17 protein-coding genes and 2 pseudogenes are annotated in these 20,042 nt (G+C 63.5%); 7 read left to right on the forward strand and 12 right to left on the reverse strand.

The features are described from left to right. Positions 1-104: 104 nt before the first annotated feature. On the reverse strand, positions 105-1,343 hold the full coding sequence (locus BUE16_RS14615) for a mandelate racemase/muconate lactonizing enzyme family protein (protein WP_073311056.1): 1,239 nt from the start codon (positions 1,341-1,343) through the stop codon (positions 105-107). A 146-nt stretch (positions 1,344-1,489) separates the two neighbouring features. Here BUE16_RS14615 and BUE16_RS14620 point away from each other — a divergent pair, with 146 nt between their 5' ends. Together BUE16_RS14620 and BUE16_RS14625 are read left to right on the forward strand one after the other, a co-directional pair. After that, positions 1,490-1,843 carry a hypothetical protein gene (locus BUE16_RS14620; RefSeq protein WP_073311057.1) on the forward strand — a complete coding sequence of 118 codons (354 nt, stop codon included), beginning with the start codon at positions 1,490-1,492 and terminating at the stop codon, positions 1,841-1,843. Positions 1,844-2,236: 393 nt separating this feature from the next. Then, a complete protein-coding gene (locus BUE16_RS14625; protein ID WP_143165454.1) occupies positions 2,237-2,797 on the forward strand; it encodes a hypothetical protein in 561 nt (186 codons plus the stop codon). 102 nt (positions 2,798-2,899) lie between these two features. Here the strand turns inward: BUE16_RS14625 and BUE16_RS14630 are convergent, their stop codons facing one another. The 7 genes from BUE16_RS14630 to BUE16_RS14660 all read right to left on the reverse strand — a co-directional run bounded on the left by BUE16_RS14630 (position 2,900) and on the right by BUE16_RS14660 (position 12,679). Further along, on the reverse strand, positions 2,900-4,075 hold the full coding sequence (locus BUE16_RS14630) for a signal peptidase I (RefSeq protein WP_073311059.1): 1,176 nt from the start codon (positions 4,073-4,075) through the stop codon (positions 2,900-2,902). Position 4,076: 1 nt separating this feature from the next. Continuing rightward, the gene (locus BUE16_RS14635; protein WP_073311060.1) at positions 4,077-5,033 is read right to left on the reverse strand and encodes a SipW-dependent-type signal peptide-containing protein; all 957 of its coding nucleotides are present in this window, start codon (positions 5,031-5,033) and stop codon (positions 4,077-4,079) included. A gap of 133 nt (positions 5,034-5,166) precedes the next feature. Then, positions 5,167-5,904 (reverse strand): twin-arginine translocation signal domain-containing protein, encoded by a 738-nt coding sequence (locus BUE16_RS14640; RefSeq protein WP_073311061.1) that lies wholly within the window; start codon positions 5,902-5,904, stop codon positions 5,167-5,169. Positions 5,905-6,131: 227 nt separating this feature from the next. Next, positions 6,132-7,670 carry a SipW-dependent-type signal peptide-containing protein gene (locus BUE16_RS14645; RefSeq protein ID WP_073311063.1) on the reverse strand — a complete coding sequence of 513 codons (1,539 nt, stop codon included), beginning with the start codon at positions 7,668-7,670 and terminating at the stop codon, positions 6,132-6,134. Between the two features lie 88 nt (positions 7,671-7,758). Next, the gene (locus BUE16_RS14650; RefSeq protein WP_073311065.1) at positions 7,759-9,528 is read right to left on the reverse strand and encodes a vWA domain-containing protein; all 1,770 of its coding nucleotides are present in this window, start codon (positions 9,526-9,528) and stop codon (positions 7,759-7,761) included. Positions 9,529-9,626: 98 nt separating this feature from the next. Beyond that, positions 9,627-11,627: a SipW-dependent-type signal peptide-containing protein gene (locus BUE16_RS17420; protein WP_073311067.1), complete on the reverse strand. Its 2,001-nt coding sequence runs from the start codon at positions 11,625-11,627 to the stop codon at positions 9,627-9,629. Positions 11,628-11,821: 194 nt separating this feature from the next. Further along, positions 11,822-12,679, reverse strand: coding sequence for a SipW-dependent-type signal peptide-containing protein (locus BUE16_RS14660; RefSeq protein WP_159435770.1), 858 nt, complete (start codon positions 12,677-12,679; stop codon positions 11,822-11,824). A 599-nt stretch (positions 12,680-13,278) separates the two neighbouring features. On the opposite strand from BUE16_RS14660, the gene BUE16_RS14665 reads away from it, so the two are divergent. From BUE16_RS14665 to BUE16_RS17585, 4 genes and pseudogenes are all read left to right on the forward strand, one after another. Then, a complete protein-coding gene (locus BUE16_RS14665) occupies positions 13,279-13,929 on the forward strand; it encodes a hypothetical protein (RefSeq protein ID WP_143165455.1) in 651 nt (216 codons plus the stop codon). A gap of 177 nt (positions 13,930-14,106) precedes the next feature. Then, complete coding sequence (locus BUE16_RS14670) at positions 14,107-14,673, forward strand: hypothetical protein (RefSeq protein WP_073311073.1); 567 nt, start codon at positions 14,107-14,109, stop codon at positions 14,671-14,673. Then, positions 14,670-15,524 (forward strand): hypothetical protein, encoded by an 855-nt coding sequence (locus BUE16_RS14675; protein ID WP_073311075.1) that lies wholly within the window; start codon positions 14,670-14,672, stop codon positions 15,522-15,524. Before BUE16_RS14670 ends, BUE16_RS14675 begins: the two co-directional genes overlap by 4 nt. A 324-nt stretch (positions 15,525-15,848) precedes the next feature. Then, a pseudogene (locus tag BUE16_RS17585) lies at positions 15,849-16,675 on the forward strand (DUF7344 domain-containing protein). Positions 16,676-16,757: 82 nt separating this feature from the next. Here the strand turns inward: BUE16_RS17585 and BUE16_RS14685 are convergent. The 4 genes from BUE16_RS14685 to BUE16_RS14700 form a co-directional block, all read right to left on the reverse strand. Continuing rightward, on the reverse strand, positions 16,758-17,363 hold the full coding sequence (locus BUE16_RS14685; protein WP_073311077.1) for a DUF7344 domain-containing protein: 606 nt from the start codon (positions 17,361-17,363) through the stop codon (positions 16,758-16,760). Between the two features lie 333 nt (positions 17,364-17,696). Further along, positions 17,697-18,071 (reverse strand): hypothetical protein, encoded by a 375-nt coding sequence (locus tag BUE16_RS14690; RefSeq protein WP_143165457.1) that lies wholly within the window; start codon positions 18,069-18,071, stop codon positions 17,697-17,699. 291 nt (positions 18,072-18,362) lie between these two features. Then, positions 18,363-18,833, reverse strand: coding sequence for a hypothetical protein (locus tag BUE16_RS14695; RefSeq protein WP_073311079.1), 471 nt, complete (start codon positions 18,831-18,833; stop codon positions 18,363-18,365). A 2-nt stretch (positions 18,834-18,835) separates the two neighbouring features. Then, positions 18,836-19,438: a DUF7344 domain-containing protein gene (locus tag BUE16_RS14700; protein ID WP_143165458.1), complete on the reverse strand. Its 603-nt coding sequence runs from the start codon at positions 19,436-19,438 to the stop codon at positions 18,836-18,838. Between the two features lie 396 nt (positions 19,439-19,834). On the opposite strand from BUE16_RS14700, the pseudogene BUE16_RS14705 reads away from it, so the two are divergent. Next, positions 19,835-20,042 (forward strand): annotated as a pseudogene (locus BUE16_RS14705) (IS6 family transposase); the annotation flags it as partial.

Consider the following 20,042-nt stretch of genomic DNA (forward strand, 5'->3'; position numbering starts at 1 on the left):
GAACGACCCCCCGCCGAACTACGCCGAACGCCGTTCAGCGAGTTCGATGAGGCTCACGCCGGATCGAACTACGAAAATCGGAGAGTTTCGAGTTTGACTTCGGCTTACGCCTCGTCAAACAGCGTCTCGCCGTCGACCATGTGCTCTGCGACGGCGTCCATGTCGAGGGTGACGCCGAGGCCGGGCTCCTCGGGGATCGTGATGTAGCCCTCCTCGATCACGTCCTCCTCGACCAGGTCCTCCCACCAGCCGAGCTCGTAGGAGTGGTACTCGACGGCCAGCGAGTTCGGGATGGCCGCGCCGACGTGGGCGCTGGCTATCGTTGCGACCGGCGAGGAGACGTTGTGCATCGCGACCGGGACGTAGTACTGGTTCGCCACGTCTGCGATCTTGCGGGTCTCGCGCATCCCGCCCACCTTCGGCATGTCGGGGGCGATGATGTCGACCGCCTGGTTCTCGATGAGTCGGCGTTCCTCGGTCACGCGGTAGCGGTTCTCACCGACCGTGATCGGCGTGACCGTGGACTTCGTGACCTCCTCTTGCACCTCGAGGTTCTCCGGCGGGACGGGGTCTTCGAGCCACCACACGTCGTACTCCTCGATGGCGTCGGCGAGGCGCTTTGCCGAGCCGCCCGAGAACGTCCAGTGGCAGTCGAACGCCACGTCTGCCTTATCCTTCACGCGCTCGGTCACCCGCTCGACGATCTCGGCCTTATGGCGGATCTCGCCCGGGCGGAGGTGGCGGTTCGCGCGGTCCTTCTCGAAGCCCGATGGCACGTCGAGGTCGAACTTCAGCGCGTCGTAGCCCAGTTCCTCGACGACCCGCTCGGCCTCGTCCGCGCACGCCTCGGGGTCGGCCTCCGCCTCGGTGTGGCAGTCGCAGTAGACGCGCATCTCGTCGCGGTACTTCCCGCCCAGCAGCTGGTAGGCCGGGACTTCGAGGATCTTGCCCGCGAGGTCGTGTAACGCGACCTCGATGCCCGAGATGGCGGAGACAGTGATGCCCTCGACGCTCCCCTCGCCGCTCATCTTCTGGATGAGGTGTTCGTACAGGCGGTCGATGTCGAGGGGGTTCTCCCCCTCGATCATCGGCGCCATGCGCTCGATGAGTTCGGGGACGCCCGCGCCCCAGTAGGCCTCGCCGGTGCCGACGATGCCGGCGTCGGTGTAGACGCGCACGAGCGTCCACGGGAAGTTCCCGTCGACCATCGTGCACTGCACGTCGGTGATCTCCACGTCGCGGCCGCCGCCGCGCTTGGCCGTCGCGCCCATCGTCTCGCCCGACAGTTCCCGCATCGTGTACTCCGCGTTGGGGTCGTGGAGCGAGTCGTAGTTTCTGCTCATGGTGGCGTATTCACTCTGATTGTTGTAAAGCTTGGTAGTCGGCGGTGTTCAGAAGTTACGGTGGCTGACACGTAGGACCGACGACGTCATCGCGTGCGGCGTTGAGCTGGCGGAAATACCTTTGCGATCCAAGTCGTGTCGATCGTATGAATCGAACCGCACCTTTCGCCGTCGGATCTCTCGTTGGGACCGTCGTCTTCGTCTGGCTTGCCGGACCGATACTCGAAGCTCGCTTCGGTGCAGAATCCCTCCTCGTCGCGTACGGTGGGATTTCCGTCAGTGCTGCGACCATCACGTACGTGCTGGCCAGACGCGTTGGATCGTGGATCCACGGCCGAACGGTGCTTGTCGATTCAGAGACCGTCTCGGAGACGGCACGGGCCGGTGCACCAGAGAGTGAAGAACGACTCGCCACTCTCGACGAACTCGACGACCCCGAGGTGGAACGAGAGGTCACACGGCTCAAATCGGAACTGTCTGCGATCGACGAGAACGAGTGAATACTGGCGAGTTCCGCGACGAAAGACCACTACCGAGACCGACGGGTGAACACCACCCGACGGAGTCCACAGACGCCGTGACTGACTGACGGTCCGTGAGACACATCACGGTGTCTGGGCGAGTCGTTCGCAATTCACCGGAGCTTTGTCCAGCGTCTCCGCGGAAAACGTACGTTCGGCGGGCGAAGCGACGCCGTTTCCGATGCGTCGTCGAACGACGGGCCGGAGTCCGAGGAAGGCGAGTCGTCGACCGGATCGTCCAGACGTCAGAGTTCGCCCGCTGAATCGCCCGTCCGGTCGGTGGAGTCACTCGAACCACTCGGTCCGGTGGAATCGGCGGAGTAGACGTCCGAACCGCTCACATCGGACGAGGTAGAGTCCGTCTCCGAACCGGTGGATGAGTCGCTCGTGCCATCTTCGGACGAACCGTCCGTGCCGTCCCCGGTCGTGTCACCCGTGCCAGTGTCGGTTGAATTGGTGGCAGTGGAATCGGTCGTGCTATCGGTGTCGGTGGAATTGGCAGAATCGGATTTGTTATCGGGCCCAACGGAGCCATTCGTGGTCTCGTTTCCGGTGACCTCACCGACGCTGCTGGAGGTGCTGGTTTCGTTGGACGGCATCGACTCGTTCCCGCTCCCCGAGGCTCCGGAACTCCCTGCCTCGCTCTCGTTCGTCGAGGGGGCACCTCCCGCGTCGCTCCCGGCCGCACTACTATTGTTCGCGGTAGCCGTTCCGTCGTTCGCGTTCGTCGCGGCGGTGGTGTTGGTTGCGTTCGTCGCGACGGTGGTGTTTCCGATTTCGTCGCTGGTCGAGGCGTTCGTCGCTGCCGTGGTCGTGTTGTTCGTAGCGTTCGCCGCCGCGGTCGTGTTGGCCGTGGCGTTCGCACTCGGTTCGGTTGCGTTGTCCGCGGGGGTCTGCGTCGCGTTTTGGATCGGGTGTTCCGGCGTAATCTGAGTAAGCACCGCTTCGCTATCCGAGAGAACCGCAACCGTCGCGCCTTGCGTCATTGCTGCCGCCAGTACGAACGCTGCCACCACGACTACGAGGATTCCGTGGTTACTCATCGGCTTCACCTCCACCGGTTCGGTGGTCCCGTCCTGACGCGTCGTCCCCGCCAGATTCGGATACGAGCGGTTCACTCTCGAAATCCCCGAACCCGCTGTGGTCGGCGCTCTTCGACGTCGGCGTCTCTCCGTCGACCGTCGCGTCGGGAGAACGCCCCGTCCCGGACTGATTCTCGCCCCCGTCTGCCGCAGCGGGAGGCCCGCCGGACGACGGATCGGGGTCTTCGGTCTCTCCGCCGCGTCGCCCACTGCTGTACAGCCCCAGGAAGAGCAAGAACGCGACTGCGACGGCCGCCGCGACGCCGGACGCCCAGATGACGCCGGACTCGAACAGTTCGACGGTCGCGTAGACGACCCAGAGACTGTATGCCAGGAACGCACCGAGCACCCCCAGACCCAACTGGAGCTCCAGCGGGGAGAACGTCAGCGCGTTCTCGGCCGCCTCACCTCCGTCTGGGGTCGTATTCGCCGCGGAAGCCGGAGAGGCGTCTTCGAGTCGCCGGTCCTCATCGGCTGGCGCTGCGTTGGCGGTCGTTTGGTCGTCCTCACCGGGCGCCTCGGTCGCCATCGCCGCGTCTCCGCCCACGGACTCTCCGTCGGCGTCCGGCTTGCTGCTCCCGACGATGTTCCAGAGTTCGGAGGCGACCAACAGCGTGAGAGGGATCACGAACAGCGCCACGAACCCGACGGTGGTCTGCACGAACTGGATCACGTACCCGATGTACGGGATCACGAGCAGATGTCCACCGACTGTCATCACTCGCCCTTCGAGCTGACTCGGCGTCACGAGTTGCTGATCGGGGTCTTCGTTGGCGTCTCCTTTCGTCCGGAACGCCACGCCGTTTTCCCGTTCGACGACCTCGACGACGCGGTGTGTCGTCGGTGTCCCCCCGTCCTCCCCACCGAACGTAATCACTGCGCCCTCCTGCACCGCCGCCGCGTCGACGCCGTCGACGATAATGACGTCTCCCGGGCTCATGGCGGGCTCCATGCTGCCCGAGAGAACCACGTAGCTCTGCTGTGCGCCGACGACCTGCGGAACCGCGTAGACGACGAACGGCACGACGACGATCACCAGTGCGAGTACCCCGGCGACCCGACCCACCCTGCGCCAGGGCACCTGCAGGTTCGGAGCGCTCGTCTCCTCGGCATCGTCGCTTTCGCTCATTTTAGTTCGCCTCCTTCTGGAACGCGCCGTCGACGAACTCGAACTTGAGACCGCTACCCGACGGGCACGGATCGGGGGGCGACTGGCTGCCCCCCGCCGGTTCTCCCCCTCCGGCTTCGACAGTTCCGCTCGTCGCTCCGCCGGGGTAGAAGTTCTCCATTCCTTTCCCAGCCTTGACCACGATCGTCTCGACGGCTTCGTCGCTCTCCCACTCGACCGTCAGCGGTTCCGTTCCCGTCTCGTCTTTCCACTTGGTGACCGTCAGGTCCGCCTCATCAATCGCGCCCTCTAGGCCGTCGCTCGCGCAAAAGGCGATGAAGCTGATTGCGTGTTTGCTCCCGTCGGTCGGCTCACACGCTGCGATCACGTCGCTCTCGTCCCAGGGATTCGTGGTCCCGGACTGGTACCGGCACTGCTGAGCGTAGAACTCCAGACCGAACGAGATCGGTTCGTCGTGCGGCGTCTCCGTCACCTCGACCTCGACGACCCATTCCTTCCCCGGCTGCAAGCAGGGGTCCTCGGCGACGGGAACGACGGGTGTCCCCGTTCGGAGGTCATCGAGGACGTCGGGGATTCGTCCCTCACCGAGCACCTCGCTGTTGCCCTCGCCGTCCGAAACGGTGATCCTGATCTCGATGTCGTCCAGCGACCCCTCGGACGTCGGACACTCCAGTGTCCGGAACCAGATGTAGGCGGGGTTGTTCGTGGTCGTCGCCGACTCCGCCAACGGGAGCGTGATCGGGTATCTGACTCCGTCCCTGTCGTTGGAGAGGTCTTCGACCGTGACGTCCAGGTCGACGACCCCGCCGACGTCCGTGGACGCCCGGACCGCGTTGTTCGTGAACACCTCCTCGTCGGTGAACAACGCGCCGGTTCCCGCGCCGACGAGTGACCCCGACCCGCCGGCGACGACGATGGCGGAGAGTACGTTCCGACGGCTTAGTTGTGCGTCCTTCATTGGAGTCCCCCAACCCTGTCGAGCTGTCTCCCCCTCGATACATTCCAATTGGCGACTTTACATTTCGTGCGTGGGTACTTATACGTACTGGCAGGTGTGCCGACCTCGGTACAATCGGTGAATTCGGGTCGTGTCATGTGCTCCCTCCGTCGCACTGTTCGGCGGAGACGGCGAGGTCGAACGAGACGCCGTCCCCTTGCGCGACGTTCACGTCGCCATCGCTGAACTCGGCGGGGAACGCCCAGCCGAACGACACCGTGATCGTCTCGTCGCCGTCGATACACCCGAACGAGACCGGCCCCTCGTCTTCGAACGCCGACGCCACCTCTCCGAGCGTCCCCTGCGTCCCCTCGGGAATCAAGGGCTCGCCGGGGTCCCGCACGGCGTTGTCGCCGCCGAGCGGGTCCAGTTCCGCGAACAGGCCGTCGTCGCGCCAGAACTTCGCCTGGACGACGTCCTCGAGTTCGCCGTCGTCCGCCGAGGTGTCTCCGGCCTTCTCCTCTGGTTCGTTGATCCCCTTCTCGGGGGTCGCCGTGAGGTCGAACGAGAACCGGGGTGCGACGGGGACGCCCTCCGCGTCGGCCACCCCGATTCGGAAGCTGAACGTGCCGCTGTCTCCCGGCTGGACGTTCTTGAGCGAAATGACTGGTCCGTCGGCGGTCCACTCGGCCGAGCGCGTGTCCTCCAGGACCTGGCCGTTGTACGTCTCCCGCCAGTCGACGTTCAGCGCGAAGCCGTTCGACTCGGTCTGTGCCGACGCTGTGTAGACGACAGCGTCCGTGGTTCCGAGTCCGAGTCCCGCGGCTCCCGCGAGTCCCGTCACGCCGATCCCCGCGAGCACGTCCCGCCGTGAGATGTCCGGTCGATCCACGTCAGTGTCCTCCGTGCTCCGGTGGCGATGGCGTCGCCGGCGCGGCGATCACCGCCTCCCGTGTCGTCTCGCTCCCCGGCATCGACACCCCGGGGTGGTCGACACGCGGTGTGTCATCTCGCCACGCTCGGAGTGCGTCGGTGGTTGTCATTGGTCTGTCTTCGCAAGCCCACCGGCGGAGTCGAACCGCCGTACGCCAGTCGTGGGTGAGATTGGTCGCCGCTGTTTCAGAGCGGTCTGCCTTCGAAGCGGCTCATGACCTGTCCGCCGCCTTGGACGCCGCCAACCGCCGAGCCGTCGAAGCTACTGATGTTTCCACTTGTTGCGTCGGCACGCCACCAGATGTCGTCGTTTGCGGAGTACCCGGCTGTTATTTCGGATGTCTTCTCTACGTCGTACGATGCGATGTTCATCGACTGGAGTGCGGTTTGGTTCGACCCGGTGATCTCAAAGCTAACGATGAACAGCACTTTGTCGCTGTTGACCGTCACCCCGCCGAGGTCCCACTCCATCAGGAAGTTCGTCCCGTTCATGGAGTAATCCTCGTTGCTTCCGTCTGGCAACTCCCGCCCCGGAACATCCTGATCTTCTGTGACTTCGGCGATCAGCTGACCTGGCGCGGGACCGCTGTCCACTTCGTAGAGTTCGAGCGTGAACGGATGTGTGTACCCGGAGGTCGCATTCCCGACACCGCCGCTGGGGTCCCACCCGTACCAGTTCGACATGATGACCGCTCCGGACGTAAGCTCAAACCCCGGCGCGCCGTCCGAGCCGAGACCGACGATTCCCCCGAATCCGGTCGCGTTGTTGGCAGCGTAGGCCCAAGTAGCCGTCGGCCCGTCCGCCTCTTGCCCGATGAACTCGACGGGCGAGACCCCGTTGAAGTGGTTGTAGAAGTCGTTGTACACGACGGTCGCTGGTGCGTCGTTGTTCCGGGCCTGTTCGGCTGCGAACGTGAAATCGAGTTTGAGGGCGTCTGACTGGATTTCGTTGCCGACATCGGACGGAATCTCCCACTCGACACAGAGGCACGGCCCTTGCTGGGTGGTAGTGTCCGACGAGGCAGGATACGGATCGATATTGTCGTCCCCATCGTTCGGTTCGTTCCCGTCCAGCGGAAACCCGTATCCGAGATCAGTAATCAGATCGTTGAGGGTGTATCCTTGCGGGTTGTTCAGTTCCCGCGTATTGTTGCAGGTGATTTCGTCGTCGGCCGAATCGTACGTCACACTCTCCGCGTAGGAGACGGTGACCTCAATTGCCTCACTCAACTCCCCGTACCCGGCGCCGTCGTTGGTCCCGTTGTTGAGCGATCCCAGGTCCGGGGAGGGCGAGATGTCGAGGGGATTGTCGTGGTCGGCATCCTGCTCGGGTTCGGTCTGTCCGTTCTCGAAGTCGGTGACTCCGTCGCTACTGACAGAGATATACGCCGGGTTGTCGATGACCTTGGGGCAGAACGCGAGCGTCCCGCCGTCACCGGGTTTGACGTCGTTGAGGACGTACTGAGCTGAAACGCCGCCCTGGATCTGGCCGTTGTTTACGGTACCACCGTCGATGACTGCGGCGTCAGCCGCTGACGAATCAACGCTCGTGTAGTAGTCGAGGACCAAGTCCAGTGTGCCTGCGGTGATCGAGTTGTCGTCGAACGATTCCTCGTCGCTGAATAGCGCACTCGTCCCGACGCCGGCACCGGCTCCGGCGACGCCGATGGTACCCAAGCCGAGTAGCGCTTTCCGTCGCGTGAATTCGATGTTGCGGTCTGTCATGATTTCGTCCCTCGCGAGGGGAAACCCACCGGCGGAGTCGAACCGCCGTTTCTCCGAGTGGGTCGATCTGTTGCAGTACGGTCCTCTCTCACGGTGCCGTGTAGCTCGTGGTCGCGTAGAGCGTTCCGGCGACTGGGTCCTCGATCGCGATCACGACGTCGCGCGTGCTTCCGTCCTCCACCGGACAGGCGGTAGTGTAACGAACCCGCCACGAGGTCGTCACTTCCGTCGCGAGCTCCTCCAGGATCGGGTCGAGATCTTCCAAGAGCTTGATCCACAGACCGTCGTCCGCCTCGTCTTGCGCCAGTGGCTTTTTCTGGTGTTCCCCGTCATCGTCCGGCGAGACGGCGATGTAGGTGTAGTCGTTCCCGTTGATGACCGAGACCGCGTTGGCGCGGGTTTGCTCGAGTCCGCCGATGAACTCTCCCATATCCTCCTCCCCCGGCGCGTCCGTGATGTCGATCATGACGCGCTGGGCGTCGCTTCGGTACGAGAGTTCGTTGTCTGCGGTGAGGATGGCCTCGTAGTTGTCCTCCGGACCGTCACCACCATATCCAACTTGCTCTTCAAGGGTGGTGTTCTGGACGGCGGTTTTGAACGCGGTGCTGATGCTGGTGAAATCCTGTTTGAGGTAGACCGACGGCTCCCCGGTCTGTTCCTCGTCGCCGTAGAGGTACAGGGCGTAGCGAGCGTCGACGCCCTCGCCCTCGACGCTGTCGATGAAGTCCTGGATGTTGGTCTTCATCGTATCCAGTTCGCCGCCCATACTCCCCGTCACGTCCAGAAGGAACACCATGTCAATCGGCTTGTCCTCGCTGGTGAACGCGACACTTATGTCCTGCCCACAGCCGTTCTCGGCCAGCGCGAAGTCGCCCGCCGTCAGGTTTCCGTTGGTTCCTGCATCCGTGTCGATGTCGAGGAAGGTCGTCACCTCCGGGAAGCCGGAGGCGTCCGTACTCTGGACGGTCACCTCGGGCGACTGCGACGCGGTCGTGTCTATCGGAGTGTCGGGACACTCGCACGCCGGCCCGCCCCCGTCGTCCCACACCGGCTCACACGCGTTACCGTACGGGTCGTCGCCGTTGTTGCGGGACTGGACGGCGTCGAAGGCGAAGTCCCACTCGACGGAGTCGCTCTGGACTTCGTTCCCGGTGGCGGTCGGGAGTTCCAACAGCATGCAGAAGTCGAACGACTGCGTGCCGGAGGCGATGGCGTCGCCACCGTCGAACGTACTCCAGACGTCCTGCAGCGTGACGCCCCCGAGCAGTTCGTTGCTCAGGGCGCTCTCCGCGCTCCCGATGGTTCCGTCGAGGGTCGCCGAGTCGTCGAAGTCGTCGTAGACCGTCACCTCGAGATTCTGTGCGAGTTCGCCCTCACCGTCCGGGTCCGAAATCGAATCCGTCACCGAGGTGTTGGGGTCGTCGAGTGACCCGGAGATGTCGTCTTCCCGGCCGGCCTCCGGTTCGTTGACGGAGTTTTCGTCGTTGGCCGTCTTGTCCGTCATCAGGCCGATGCAGGCGGGATTGGACTCGACGGTGATGTCGTAACAGAGGAGCACCCAGTCGCCGGGCTTCATGTCCTCGAGCGTGACACCGACACCGGGTTCACCGTCGGCAGTAGCAGGATCGTATTCGTCGAACCCGACGGCACCGGCCCACTCGTCGTTGATCCCGCCATCGGGTATCTTCGCGTCGACGCTCATGTCGAGCGTCCCCGCCGTGACCGAGTTGCCGTCGAACGATTCTTCGTCGCTGAACAGCGCCGTCGTCCCGACGCCGGCACCGGCACCGGCGAGGCCGACGACGCCGACGCTGCCCAGGATCTTCCGCCGCGTCAGTTCGATGTCGTTTTGGTCCATCGTTTTTCTTCCCCGTTGAGGGACACCCACCGGCGGAGTCGAACCGCCGTACTCCGAATGGGTGAACGGCCGAGAGGGGACAGCGTCCTCGGGAATCCCTACTCGGTTGCGGGCCCCGTCGGATCTGGGTTGTTCCGGCACTGCTCGGTGTAGAACCCGAGGTCGAACCCGACCGAGTCGCTCTGGATCTCGTTACCGACGTCCTCGGGGACCCACCACGCGAACCCGAAGCAGTGGGTCGCACCGGCGGTGTAACACCCGCCGCCTTGGTTACCCTCGAGCAGCAGGCCGTCAGACAATTCTCCCGCTAGGGCCGGGAGCGTCCCGCGGAAGATGACGTCCTCTCCCGTGCCGCCACCCAAGATGTCGCTCGCGACCGCCCGACCCGAATCAGCGCCTCCCGCCGTGGGAACATCGTAGTAGGCCCCGTCACCCGACGCGATCGCCATCATCGAGTCACGTGCGAGATCCTTCGTGGTGGGAACAGCGCCGGCGGGGTACACAGCCGCAGCACGGACCGTGATCCCGTTGTCTCCCGAGAGATCTGCCGGGTCGCTCTTCGTGTACCCAGTAGGCTGTCCGTCAGGGTTGTCGACCTTGGGGCCGGCCGGTTGGGAGTACGCACTGCCGGGCACGAACGGTTCCCCGTCGATGTCTCGTGCCACGAGGACCGCTTCGGCCGTGGCTGTGTCGTTCGGCGGGCTATCAGGGTTCGGTAGTTTCAGATCGCTCCCGTTCGCTTCGCCGTCGAAGTAGTCCGACTCGTAGGTGTTGCCGTCGAAACTGAACGGCGTTCCATCTGGGTTGATCAGTTCGCCGAATCCCTCGAGCCCACTCGTATCGATGGAGACGTCTCCGTCCGAGACGAGCAGCAGTTCCTTGTTGGGATCTTCTACGTCGTTACCGCTATCGGCGTCGAGGGCACCAGCCTTGTCGTTGAGGTACTCGCGCGAGACGTCGAGTGCGTGTGGGATCGGCGAGCTGCCCCCAAGCGACTCTGCCGGCAGATACGTGGCACCGTCGAACTGACCGTTGCCACCGGAATCGACGTAGGTGTCGACCGGCACGATGGGGTTAGCGAGCATCGGGTTGTTCGTATCGCCCGTTCCTTCGAACGTGACGATACCCGCCCACACGTCGAGGCCCGGGTTTTCTTGGGTCGCGTCGTACAGGTCCTCGACCAATGCGTTCGCCGCATCGATGATGTCCCCGAGATTGGATTCAGTCGAAGACGACGTGTCGATGACAGCCAGCGCCACGACGTCGTCCGGCTCCGGTTCGATTCGGTTGTTGCAGTCCTCGTCGTACCAGAGCGCCGTCTCGACGTTCGCAGCCAGTTCCCCAGCCTCCGGCGTCTCGTCGACCTCGCCCTCGGGTTCGATGATATCATTTTCCGACTCAGTGAGCCCGCCGGGCATCTGCAACCAGAGGTAACCGTCGTTGTCACAGAGGTGCGCACTGAAGGTGAGTTCCCCGAAATCCCCGGGCTTGACGTCCCGGAGGTTGATCAGCGGATGGGCCGCATCGGTCACCGCGTCGTACGTATCTGCGTTTTTCGTCCGGGCCGGGGTACCCTCGCTGGCGTAGGTGGACAGATCCTGCGGAACGTCTGCCAGGGCGTCACAGGGGTTCTCCACCACCGGATTGCCCCCGCTATCTATCGAGGTGAACGTGGCCTCGACTTCGCCGTCTGCGCGATCCGGATACGCCTCGATGGTGGTGTTCTGGAAGTAGAGTTCGAGACTGGACCTCCCGTCGTCGAGTGGCTCGTCCTCGTCGTTCGCCCACACGACCGGGTTGTTCGGATCGGGGAGACCGACGTACCGACTGTCGTCCGGATCGTCCCTGACGACGTCGAGTTCGGTCCCGTCTTCCACGGTCGGATCCCCGAAGCCGTCGTAGATCTGGGGGTAGGAGTAGTGCTCCTCCCAGTCCATCTTGAGGTCGAGTTCGCCCGCGGTGATGGAGTTGTTCTCGAACGACTCCTCGTCGTTGAACAGCGCAGTTGTCCCCATCCCAGCACCGGCCCCGGCCGCGCCGACCGCGCCCATGCTGGCGAGGATCTTCCGCCGCGTCAGTTCGATATTGTGGTCTGTCATGGTCCTGTCCCCTCCTGGGGAAACCCACCGGCGGAGTCGAACCGCCGTTCCGCGGCGAGCCGTGCCACGTGCCTTCGGCAGAGCCGAAGACGCCGTAACGCTGCATTGCCGCGTACCGGGCCGCCGGCGAGGCGGTCCCGGACACCGTGTGGGTCGGAGACTGCTTCGTTTCGTTCGAAATGCGTGTCCTACGTCTAGTTCGCGCTTCCGTCCATTACCTCGGTGGCGTTCGCGGGTGCAGGATTGTTCCGCGCCTGCTCGAGGTGCCAGGTGAGGTCGAACGTAACACTATCACCTTGAACACTGTTTCCGACAGTGTCTGGCAGACAAAACTCGACAAGGTGCGTCACCTGATCGGTGTCTACATTAGCCTGAGTGGGGTCTCCGCCCACGGTCGTGGGAGAGCCGTCGCCGTGACCAACAGGAACGGAAGGAGTAGATTCACCGCTATCGTTCCGGTACAGGTATCCGCTCAAAAGCTCAGACATAGTGAGCGGAACGCCGATGTTCTCATCGTCGGTGATCGTGACAGAGCTGGTCGGAATCCCATTGTTCGCATCACCGGTCTCGTACCCGAGAGACCTCACCTCCATGTTTTCGGCGAGCTCGCCGTCAGTTCCCTGGCTGTCAGTCGAGCTAGTAAGGTCATCGTCATCGCTAACCTCAGGCTCGGTGTTGACGTTATCTGAGTTATCGGTCACGGCACCCGACATAGCGAGGTAGCCGGGATTGCCCTCCACCTTGGGATTGACTCCAATGGTGAAGCAGTCCCCGGGCTTGAGGTCCGAGACAGTAATGCCCACCGCCGGGTCTCCGTCCGCGCTAGTACTTTCTATGCTAACCGAGCCAGCATTACCATCAAACGTCGAGTCGTCAACGATGCCCGCCTCAACGATGAGATTCTGCGTCCCCGCCTGGATCGTGTTATTCTCGAACGTTTCCTCGTCGCTGAACAGCGCAGTCGTGCCGGCCCCAGCGCCCGCTCCGGCCAGGCCGATCGTGCCCAGGCCGAGCAGCGCCTTCCGCCGGGAGAGTTCGAATTTGTCTGTCATTGTTTGCTGGTCGGCCTCGCCGCGAGGCGGGCCGAACCTATCTCCCCTCTCACCCCCTCCCCACATACTTAATCACAGATTGAGCATTCTACAAGGAGTTCCATCCGTTTGAAGGACTCCCAATCTGGGTCTTCAAGCGATGCCAGAATTAGTAGACACGCTTACCAGTACGATCAAGCACCCCATTCAGCCAGTTACTATCGGAGCAACACCGGAGAAATAGACTGCTGCGTGCCGAATCGGGGAGTGATCTGGCATCGGTTACCCTCATCTGCAGGTATCCCGGCTGTGACGGATCTACTGCCGAACCGGCGGTGGGCCACGAGGTCGACCCGCTGTCGTGTGTGGCTCCCGGCGCGAAAGACGGTATCGAGAGTCAGTCGGGGGTCGCCCATCGGATATCATCGCTGCGATCTGCATCTCACGTTCCAGCACGTCTTCGGGGCGTGATACGTCGATATGTCCGGAAAAATATCCAACATGATAAACGGGGGGAAATCTTATAACCGGGACGACTTCATGAGTGTTGTAGGGGTAAGAGAAGATTACTCTGATTGAGCGCTGACCGAACCAAAGACCGAACATAATACGTATATAAGATGGCAACCAGAAATGAGGCTCAGCGGGAGAACCGTAACGAGTCGGGAGGGGATGAACCGGACGCTGTTCAGTTGGCGATGCAGATGGGTATGGGATTCGTCAATCACGACAAGCGCAACCGCCAGGCGGCTATCGACGCATTCGCGGCCGTCGACGAGTTTCAGTTTCAGCACGTCGAAGCGGAGGTCGCTCGCGCGGCGAGTGAGGCGTACGTCGATGCGCTGTGGGAGAAAGACGAGATCGAGGAGGCCCACACGGTCGACGGCGAACTCGATCGGGAAGCCCTCGACGCGGCCGACTGGTCGCCGGTCGAGGACGCCTTCGCCGAGCGGGCGTCGCTCGCCGGTATCGACCCGGCTTACGCCGAACTGACGACCGTGGCGTGGCGGCGGCACAAGACCGGCGGCGACTACTGGACCCCGATGAAGCGGGCCCAGATGTACGAACTCCGCGCGGCGCTGCAGGACGACGACTACCCGTACAAACCCAGAGACGGCCTGTCGGGTAGTGGCCCGGAGCCAACTCGGTACGTTCTCGGCGTCGAACTCCACGACGTGCGACGGTTCGAAGAGGGGCTCGAGGCGATGATGCCGTACTTCCAGCGGATCATCGACGGACACCGAGAGACTCACGAGGAGTGGGTGGTCTGACGCCTCCGAGCGAACACGCATCTCCAGAGTTCACGGTCGATCGGAGAGTAGGCTCCGCCTGATTTGTCCTTCTCGTTGTCGCCGTTTCGCAACACCATCCTTCGACCCGGGAGCGAAGCAAACTGGGCTGAAACGTCGACTCATTTATTGGGAAATCTCTCATTAACGTAACCATCTATGCACGTACGCGAGACGACACCCGCACCGATCGCAGTCCACACCATCCTCTCGACGATCAGCCGGCGCTGTGCGTTGACCCACTCCCCGTCGGAACAGGGCGTCCACGACAGCCGCGAACGCCCCTCCCACATCGAAGAGCGGGCGTCGGGGACACCGTCGCCGCCCGACGACGGCCGAACGAGCGTGCGCAGTTCGCTGATGCAGACGTCTTTCCCGACGGTTGGCTCCGAGACCGGCATCGAGTGCGACCCTGCCCGACAGACGCCGACCGTGAGCGAGTCCGCTCGTGACGGCGACGTCCCTGCGGAGGGAGTCACTAGCAGTATCGCGCGGGCGGCGTCCTATCGCCTGCTCGCGGTACTCTCACTTCTCACCGTCGTCAGCACGTCCGTCGACGTCTCGGGCCTTGCCGCGATGGACCCGACCGAGGTCCTCACCGACGCGCTGGTCACCATCGCGTCCGTCACCATCGCGTTCGTCACCACGGCGCTTGCGGCGAACTCTCAGCTCTGGCGTCGCCGAAGCCCCGCCTCGCGTTCGGTATTCAGCGGGGTCGACCGATGAACGTACGAGAGACCTTCACGCTGTCGTTTCTGACCGATCTCCTCCGAAATCCCGAGTACACGGGCGAAAACCGCTGTTTCCCGTGTACGCTGGTGAACCTCTCTATCGGAACGGCCGCCAGCGTCGTCGTCGCGGCGGTCTCGCCGCTTGCCGGTGGGTCGCTCTTCGGGCTGTCGCTCCTCGTAATCTACCTCCGCGGCTACCTCGTCCCCGGCACGCCGACGGTGACGAAACGGTACCTCCCCGACTCCTTCCTTCGATTGTTCGACAAGGTCGATGAGCCGTCGACGCCGCCCGCGCTCGACGACGTCGACACCATCGAGGCGTTCCTCCGGCGTCGTGACGCGTTGCGGGAGGTCGAGGACGGGGCCGACCTCGAACTGACGCCATCGTTTCGGACGGCCCATCGCAAGTGGGCCGCAGAGTACGACGCTACCGACCGATTGCTCGCTGCACCCGCGTCGCTCCTCTTCCACGGCGCGGACGTCGATGTCGACGCCGAGGACCTGACGCTCACCCAAGGGCCGAACGCGTTCGTCCTCCGCAGCGAGGACCGGCCCCTCGCGCGCTGGGAGTCTCGCGCCGCGATGATCGGTGACGTCGCCGCCGCCGCGGTGTTCGCCGACCGGACCGACGACTGGGCTGCGATAGATCCCGAGACGCGGCTGCAGGTGCTCGGCGCGCTCCGACTCTGGTACGACCGGTGCCCGGCCTGTGGCGGGGACGTCTCCCTGGAGCAGGACGTGGTCGAGTCGTGTTGTCGGTCCACGTCGGTACTCGTCGGGACCTGCAACGACTGCGGGTCGCGCATGTTCGAGACGAACTACGACGACTCGATCGCGTCCGAGTGATCGGACTCCCTCGTTGCGCCGGGGATTCGCCAGGACACGAGACGGCCGCGGAGAATTGTCGGACCTGGCTCCCGATCTCCCCACCGTACGGTCTGTTGGCGGCCTGGACCGCACACAGCGAGACGCGCAATTGACTCCGACGCTGTCTACCGACTCATCCGAGCCTACAATCGACGTAGGATCTATGTTACTTTCCTCAATTGTTTGATCCGCACGGCCCACTCCCCCTCGCCCGGTCAGTCGTCCAAGGGCGTGCCGGAGTCGGCCGGGAACGACTCAGAGGCGGACTATTCGACCAAAGCGCACTTGAGCGAGGGCTAACTCTTGGAGGTACTCGCGAACAACCGACGACGGTACGCGCTTCACGCCCACACGCTAGACGACGCCGCCTGGGTGATCGGTCACCTCGCCGAACAGGTCGCCGCCTGGGAGAACGAGATGCCGATAGCGGAGGTGCCGCGGATCGAACGGAAGTCGTGTACATCAGCCTTCAGCAGCAACACCTGCCGAAGATAGACGAATTGGGTGTCGTAGAGTACGATAAGGATCGTGGGACCGTCCGTCTCACCGCGGCGAAATACGACATCGATGTCTACCTCGACGTCGTCCGCGGCGACGATATCCAGTGGAGCGAGTACCACCTCGGTCTCTCTGCCGCCACTGCCGTCCTCGTCCTCGCCAGCTGGCTCGACAGCTTTCCCTTCTCGGAGATCAGCGACATCGTGTGGGCGGTGTCGTCGTGGCCGTCTTTGCCGGCTCCTCGGCCGTCCACTACTACCGCCAAACTCAGATGCGCTTCAGTTAGACCTCGCCCCGCCCCGCCCGCGAGTGTGAGGGACGGGCCGAACTGGTGGCACTGTCGCACACCGCATCGCGTGCATTCCCCCAGCCACTGCTGCGCCCGCCACCCTAGAAACTTCGACGAGGAATGCGGCAGAGAGCGGGACTCCAACCCCGCCGACGTCGACTCCCGTCGCCGACGCGGTCACCCGGACCACAAGTCCGTCGTCGCGCTACGCGTCGGCCGCGGTCACGAGCAGGGAGGCAGGCCGCTCTCGGGTGCCGAGACTGCGAGGACCGGCTCGAACGGGGGCTCGACCCGGTCGAAGGGATCGAGCGCGAGCATTCCATGGAACGGGAGCATCAAATGAGTGCGAGCATTCATCCGTCTGTCGTCCGGGCTGGCGTCGCGTCCTGCCCCCTCGAACTGGAACGCGAGAGCGACCCTGGCAGTCAGCGGGCCGTCGGCGGAGCGTCGCCTGCACCGAGGCGGTTCCGACGCGAGCGGACGAGGTGAACGATGCTCGTCACCGCGAACAGCACGACGACGAACGCGGCGTACGCGGCGTCGCTCCCGATCGAGAACGGGAAGATGTCGAGCCAGGCGACCGTCACGAGTGCCGCTGCGAACCCCGATAAGCCGAGATAGAACTCGCTCCACGGGATGTCGTTGCCCCGGACGACGTCCATGTAGACGCGGAGGTCCTCGCCGGTCTCGGTCAACTCGATCTCGTCTCGAGTGGACTCGTAGTTGAGCGCGCCCGCGTGGTCGAGCCGCGGGAGGTGGGTCTGGTGGAGCGCGACGTACACGCACCGGCGTTGGGCCGAGTCCACCTCCGCGACGTCGACCTCGTTCTCCCAGGCGGCGATCTGCTCGGCCAGTTCGCCGATCTCAGCACTCTTTCTACGCATCAAGTGGTGGAGCGTGTACCGCCGACGATCGTTGCCGAGGAGCTGGAACACCTCCGTCCGACTCAGCCCTCCCGGCTCGTCGGGGCCGGACTCGGGCGCTCCGTCCGGACCGAACTCGGTCGGACTGTCGTCCACTTGTGTTGCCATTGTTATCATATTACTTATTAAGCATATCAACATTCCGGTTTACTTGACAACTAATTTACTTATTTTAGGTATCTAATCGACAGGAATATCGATCCGAACTCGCGACGGCGGCGATCGTGTGGAACAGGTCGGCCCCCGTCATTGTGCGCCGGCCGCGCCGACGGCGACCCGCCTCGGATGGTCGTGGCGTAGTGGAACCCCCGACTCCGATACGCCGTTTACGACCGACACGGTGTCCTTCACCCTAGACCTGTCCGTGACGACCGACGACCTCGCTTGATCGGGTGCTTGTGATCGAACCGTCTTCGCCCGGTTCGGCGACCCAATCCGGCCTCACCCGATCAACAGCCGCAGATTCAGCGCCGTGGTAAACGCGCCGAGGACCGACAGTACGACTGGCGGGATGTAATAGCCGAAACGGTCGCCAGCGCGGGCACTCGACAGACTGATCGCGAGACACGCTCCGAACACGGCCAGTTTCACACCGACGAGTCCGAACTCGCCGAACCAGTCGACTGCGGTCGCGACGAGCACGTTCGCTTCACTGACTCGCTCGGAGTAGTTGATGAGCGCGAGCGTCGTGACGATGTCGCCGACGCCGTAGGTCACCGTGGCGAGGAACCACAACCGAGAAAACTCCCCACTCTCGAACGGCGTCTCCGCGAGCGAGAACCTCCCGGTCGCGTCGCCGCCCGCGTCGGCTGTCATACTGACGACAGAGTCACCAGGGACAAAAACGCCCCGGAGCGTGGCGGCGTGCGATTCGCGGCGTCTCGTCGGTCGCCGCCGCGGTACGTCCTCCGGTGCAGGTCGTCCCGATTGGTCGCGCCCGTCGGCTCCCCGGAGCGTTCCCGCATCGAATACGCCGCGTGGGGTCGTGGTGCGAATCGGCGTTGTGGCTCACGACCAGTTGCTTCCTCGCATCCGAAAACAGCGTTGTGCGCCGGAGCGAGGGGCGAGTTCGAGCGGTGGAGAATCAGTCGTGCTTCGTGCTTTCGCTTACTCGCCGCCGGCTTCGCCCGTCGTGGCGTTCGTCGCCGTCGCGTACGGGCACGCCGATTTCGCCGCGACGTGACGCGTAACCGTCGCGTCGAAGCCGTCGGCCGTCACCCGAACGATCACCGTGTCGATCGGGACGTCGAACACCGTCTCGAACCGCTCGCGCTCGCCCGCGGAGACCGTCGCCGTGTCGAGGCTTCCGTCAGTTCGGTCGACCGCCTCGTTCGAGATCTCCTCGACCGTAACCGTGTCGGTGTATCGGTTCGTTACCCACACGCGCACGGGGCTCGCGCCGTTGCCGTTGCCGTTCGACTTCTCGCAGGCGACCACGCCGACGTACGCGTTCTCGTTGTCGACCCCGTTCACGTTCACCGAGCGAGCCGCCTCGACTGTGCTGAAGCCGCTGGTGCCGACGCTCAAGCCGGTCGTGAGCACGACGAGTAGTGCGATCTTGAACGCGGTTCGGGTCATAGTTATTCGATGTTGGGCGGGGATCTGTCGTCCCCGAGTTTCATCTCCGTGGAGAAGTACCGGTTCACCGTCGCCGACACCGTGAACGCGACGACGACGAACGCGAACCACCCGAGATCGGGCACCAACGTGAACGGGTAGGCCCCGACCCACACCGCCGCAAGAAGCGCCATCGATACGCCCGAGAGGCCGAGGTAGTACTCGCTCCACGGGATCTCTTTGCCGCGGACGACGTCGAGATAGATCTCCACCTCGCCCAGCGCCGGCGTCGCGTCGACGGTCCCGCGGTCCTTGTCGAAGCTGACGAGTCCGACCTCGTCGAGTTTGGGAAGGTGGGACTGCTGGAGCGCGGTGTAGACCCGCTTGCGCTCGTCGTAGCTCACCTCCGTTACGTCGATCTCGTTCTCCCACGCGGCGACCCGCTCGGAGAGGGTTCCCAACTCGTGTGTGGTGCCCTCGGCCTGGGCGATCGCGTGGAGCGCGTTGCGCCGGCGCGTGTTCGCCAGCACGTCGAACAGCTCCTCTTCGGAGACGCTGTGCGGTTCCTCCCGGTCGTGTTGCCCGTCGGCCGTGGGCTGTTCGGCCGTACCACCGCCCGTGGGCATTGTCGTCCCCGACATAATCGTACGACTTTGTCTGACATTTGTCAGCCAATAAGTGTAACCGTTATTTTCGTTTACATCCCCCCGGGCGAAGGTGTTTATCTACTGTCGGTATCTCAGGTGAGGATCGTATTTTATTTCTTGCTGGCGGAAGCGGAACGTGTGATAGCCTGTCCGATCTGGGTGCTCCTGAACGCACTGATACCGGTCGTTCCAAGGGTGTGAAAGCGGAACGAGGACCAGTGTGGATCGGCGCGGAATCGGATCGATCCTCAGTCTCAGGACAGTCCTGTAGGTATCACTGCCGGGACCTTCAGCCACTCAGACAGGTCTATACAATACTGTCGGCGGTGTTCAGATAAGGATGAAGAGTGAGGCGGAGCGATTTTCAGCTGATCTATGGCAGAAACCGCCCGCCTCAACGGATGTTTTGAACGAGTTCGAGTTAGGCTTTGTGGAGCGAGAAACAACACCAAAGCAGTTTATGAAGCTTGGTATTCAGCTCCATCTGCGTGGCCTATCACTTTCGAATACCGTCTCAGTTCTCTATGAATTTGGTGTTGATCGAGCTCGATCCACCGTCCATAACTGGGTTCACAAGGCCGAG

The sequence above is a fragment of the Halobaculum gomorrense genome (genome assembly GCF_900129775.1).
In the GTDB taxonomy this organism is placed as follows: Archaea; Halobacteriota; Halobacteria; order Halobacteriales; family Haloferacaceae; genus Halobaculum; species Halobaculum gomorrense.

Coding starts and splice junctions, on each gene's coding strand:
- BUE16_RS14630 (WP_073311059.1), bottom strand. CDS start 4,075: ATGAGCGAAAGCGACGATGCCGAGGAGACGAGCGCTCCGAACCTGCAG.
- BUE16_RS14665 (WP_143165455.1), top strand. CDS start 13,279: ATGGCAACCAGAAATGAGGCTCAGCGGGAGAACCGTAACGAGTCGGGA.
- BUE16_RS14695 (WP_073311079.1), bottom strand. CDS start 18,833: ATGACCCGAACCGCGTTCAAGATCGCACTACTCGTCGTGCTCACGACC.
- BUE16_RS14615 (WP_073311056.1), bottom strand. CDS start 1,343: ATGAGCAGAAACTACGACTCGCTCCACGACCCCAACGCGGAGTACACG.
- BUE16_RS14645 (WP_073311063.1), bottom strand. CDS start 7,670: ATGACAGACCGCAACATCGAATTCACGCGACGGAAAGCGCTACTCGGC.
- BUE16_RS14700 (WP_143165458.1), bottom strand. CDS start 19,438: ATGCCCACGGGCGGTGGTACGGCCGAACAGCCCACGGCCGACGGGCAA.
- BUE16_RS14685 (WP_073311077.1), bottom strand. CDS start 17,363: ATGGCAACACAAGTGGACGACAGTCCGACCGAGTTCGGTCCGGACGGA.
- BUE16_RS14620 (WP_073311057.1), top strand. CDS start 1,490: ATGAATCGAACCGCACCTTTCGCCGTCGGATCTCTCGTTGGGACCGTC.
- BUE16_RS14660 (WP_159435770.1), bottom strand. CDS start 12,679: ATGACAGACAAATTCGAACTCTCCCGGCGGAAGGCGCTGCTCGGCCTG.
- BUE16_RS17420 (WP_073311067.1), bottom strand. CDS start 11,627: ATGACAGACCACAATATCGAACTGACGCGGCGGAAGATCCTCGCCAGC.
- BUE16_RS14690 (WP_143165457.1), bottom strand. CDS start 18,071: ATGACAGCCGACGCGGGCGGCGACGCGACCGGGAGGTTCTCGCTCGCG.
- BUE16_RS14635 (WP_073311060.1), bottom strand. CDS start 5,033: ATGAAGGACGCACAACTAAGCCGTCGGAACGTACTCTCCGCCATCGTC.
- BUE16_RS14650 (WP_073311065.1), bottom strand. CDS start 9,528: ATGGACCAAAACGACATCGAACTGACGCGGCGGAAGATCCTGGGCAGC.
- BUE16_RS14670 (WP_073311073.1), top strand. CDS start 14,107: ATGCACGTACGCGAGACGACACCCGCACCGATCGCAGTCCACACCATC.
- BUE16_RS14675 (WP_073311075.1), top strand. CDS start 14,670: ATGAACGTACGAGAGACCTTCACGCTGTCGTTTCTGACCGATCTCCTC.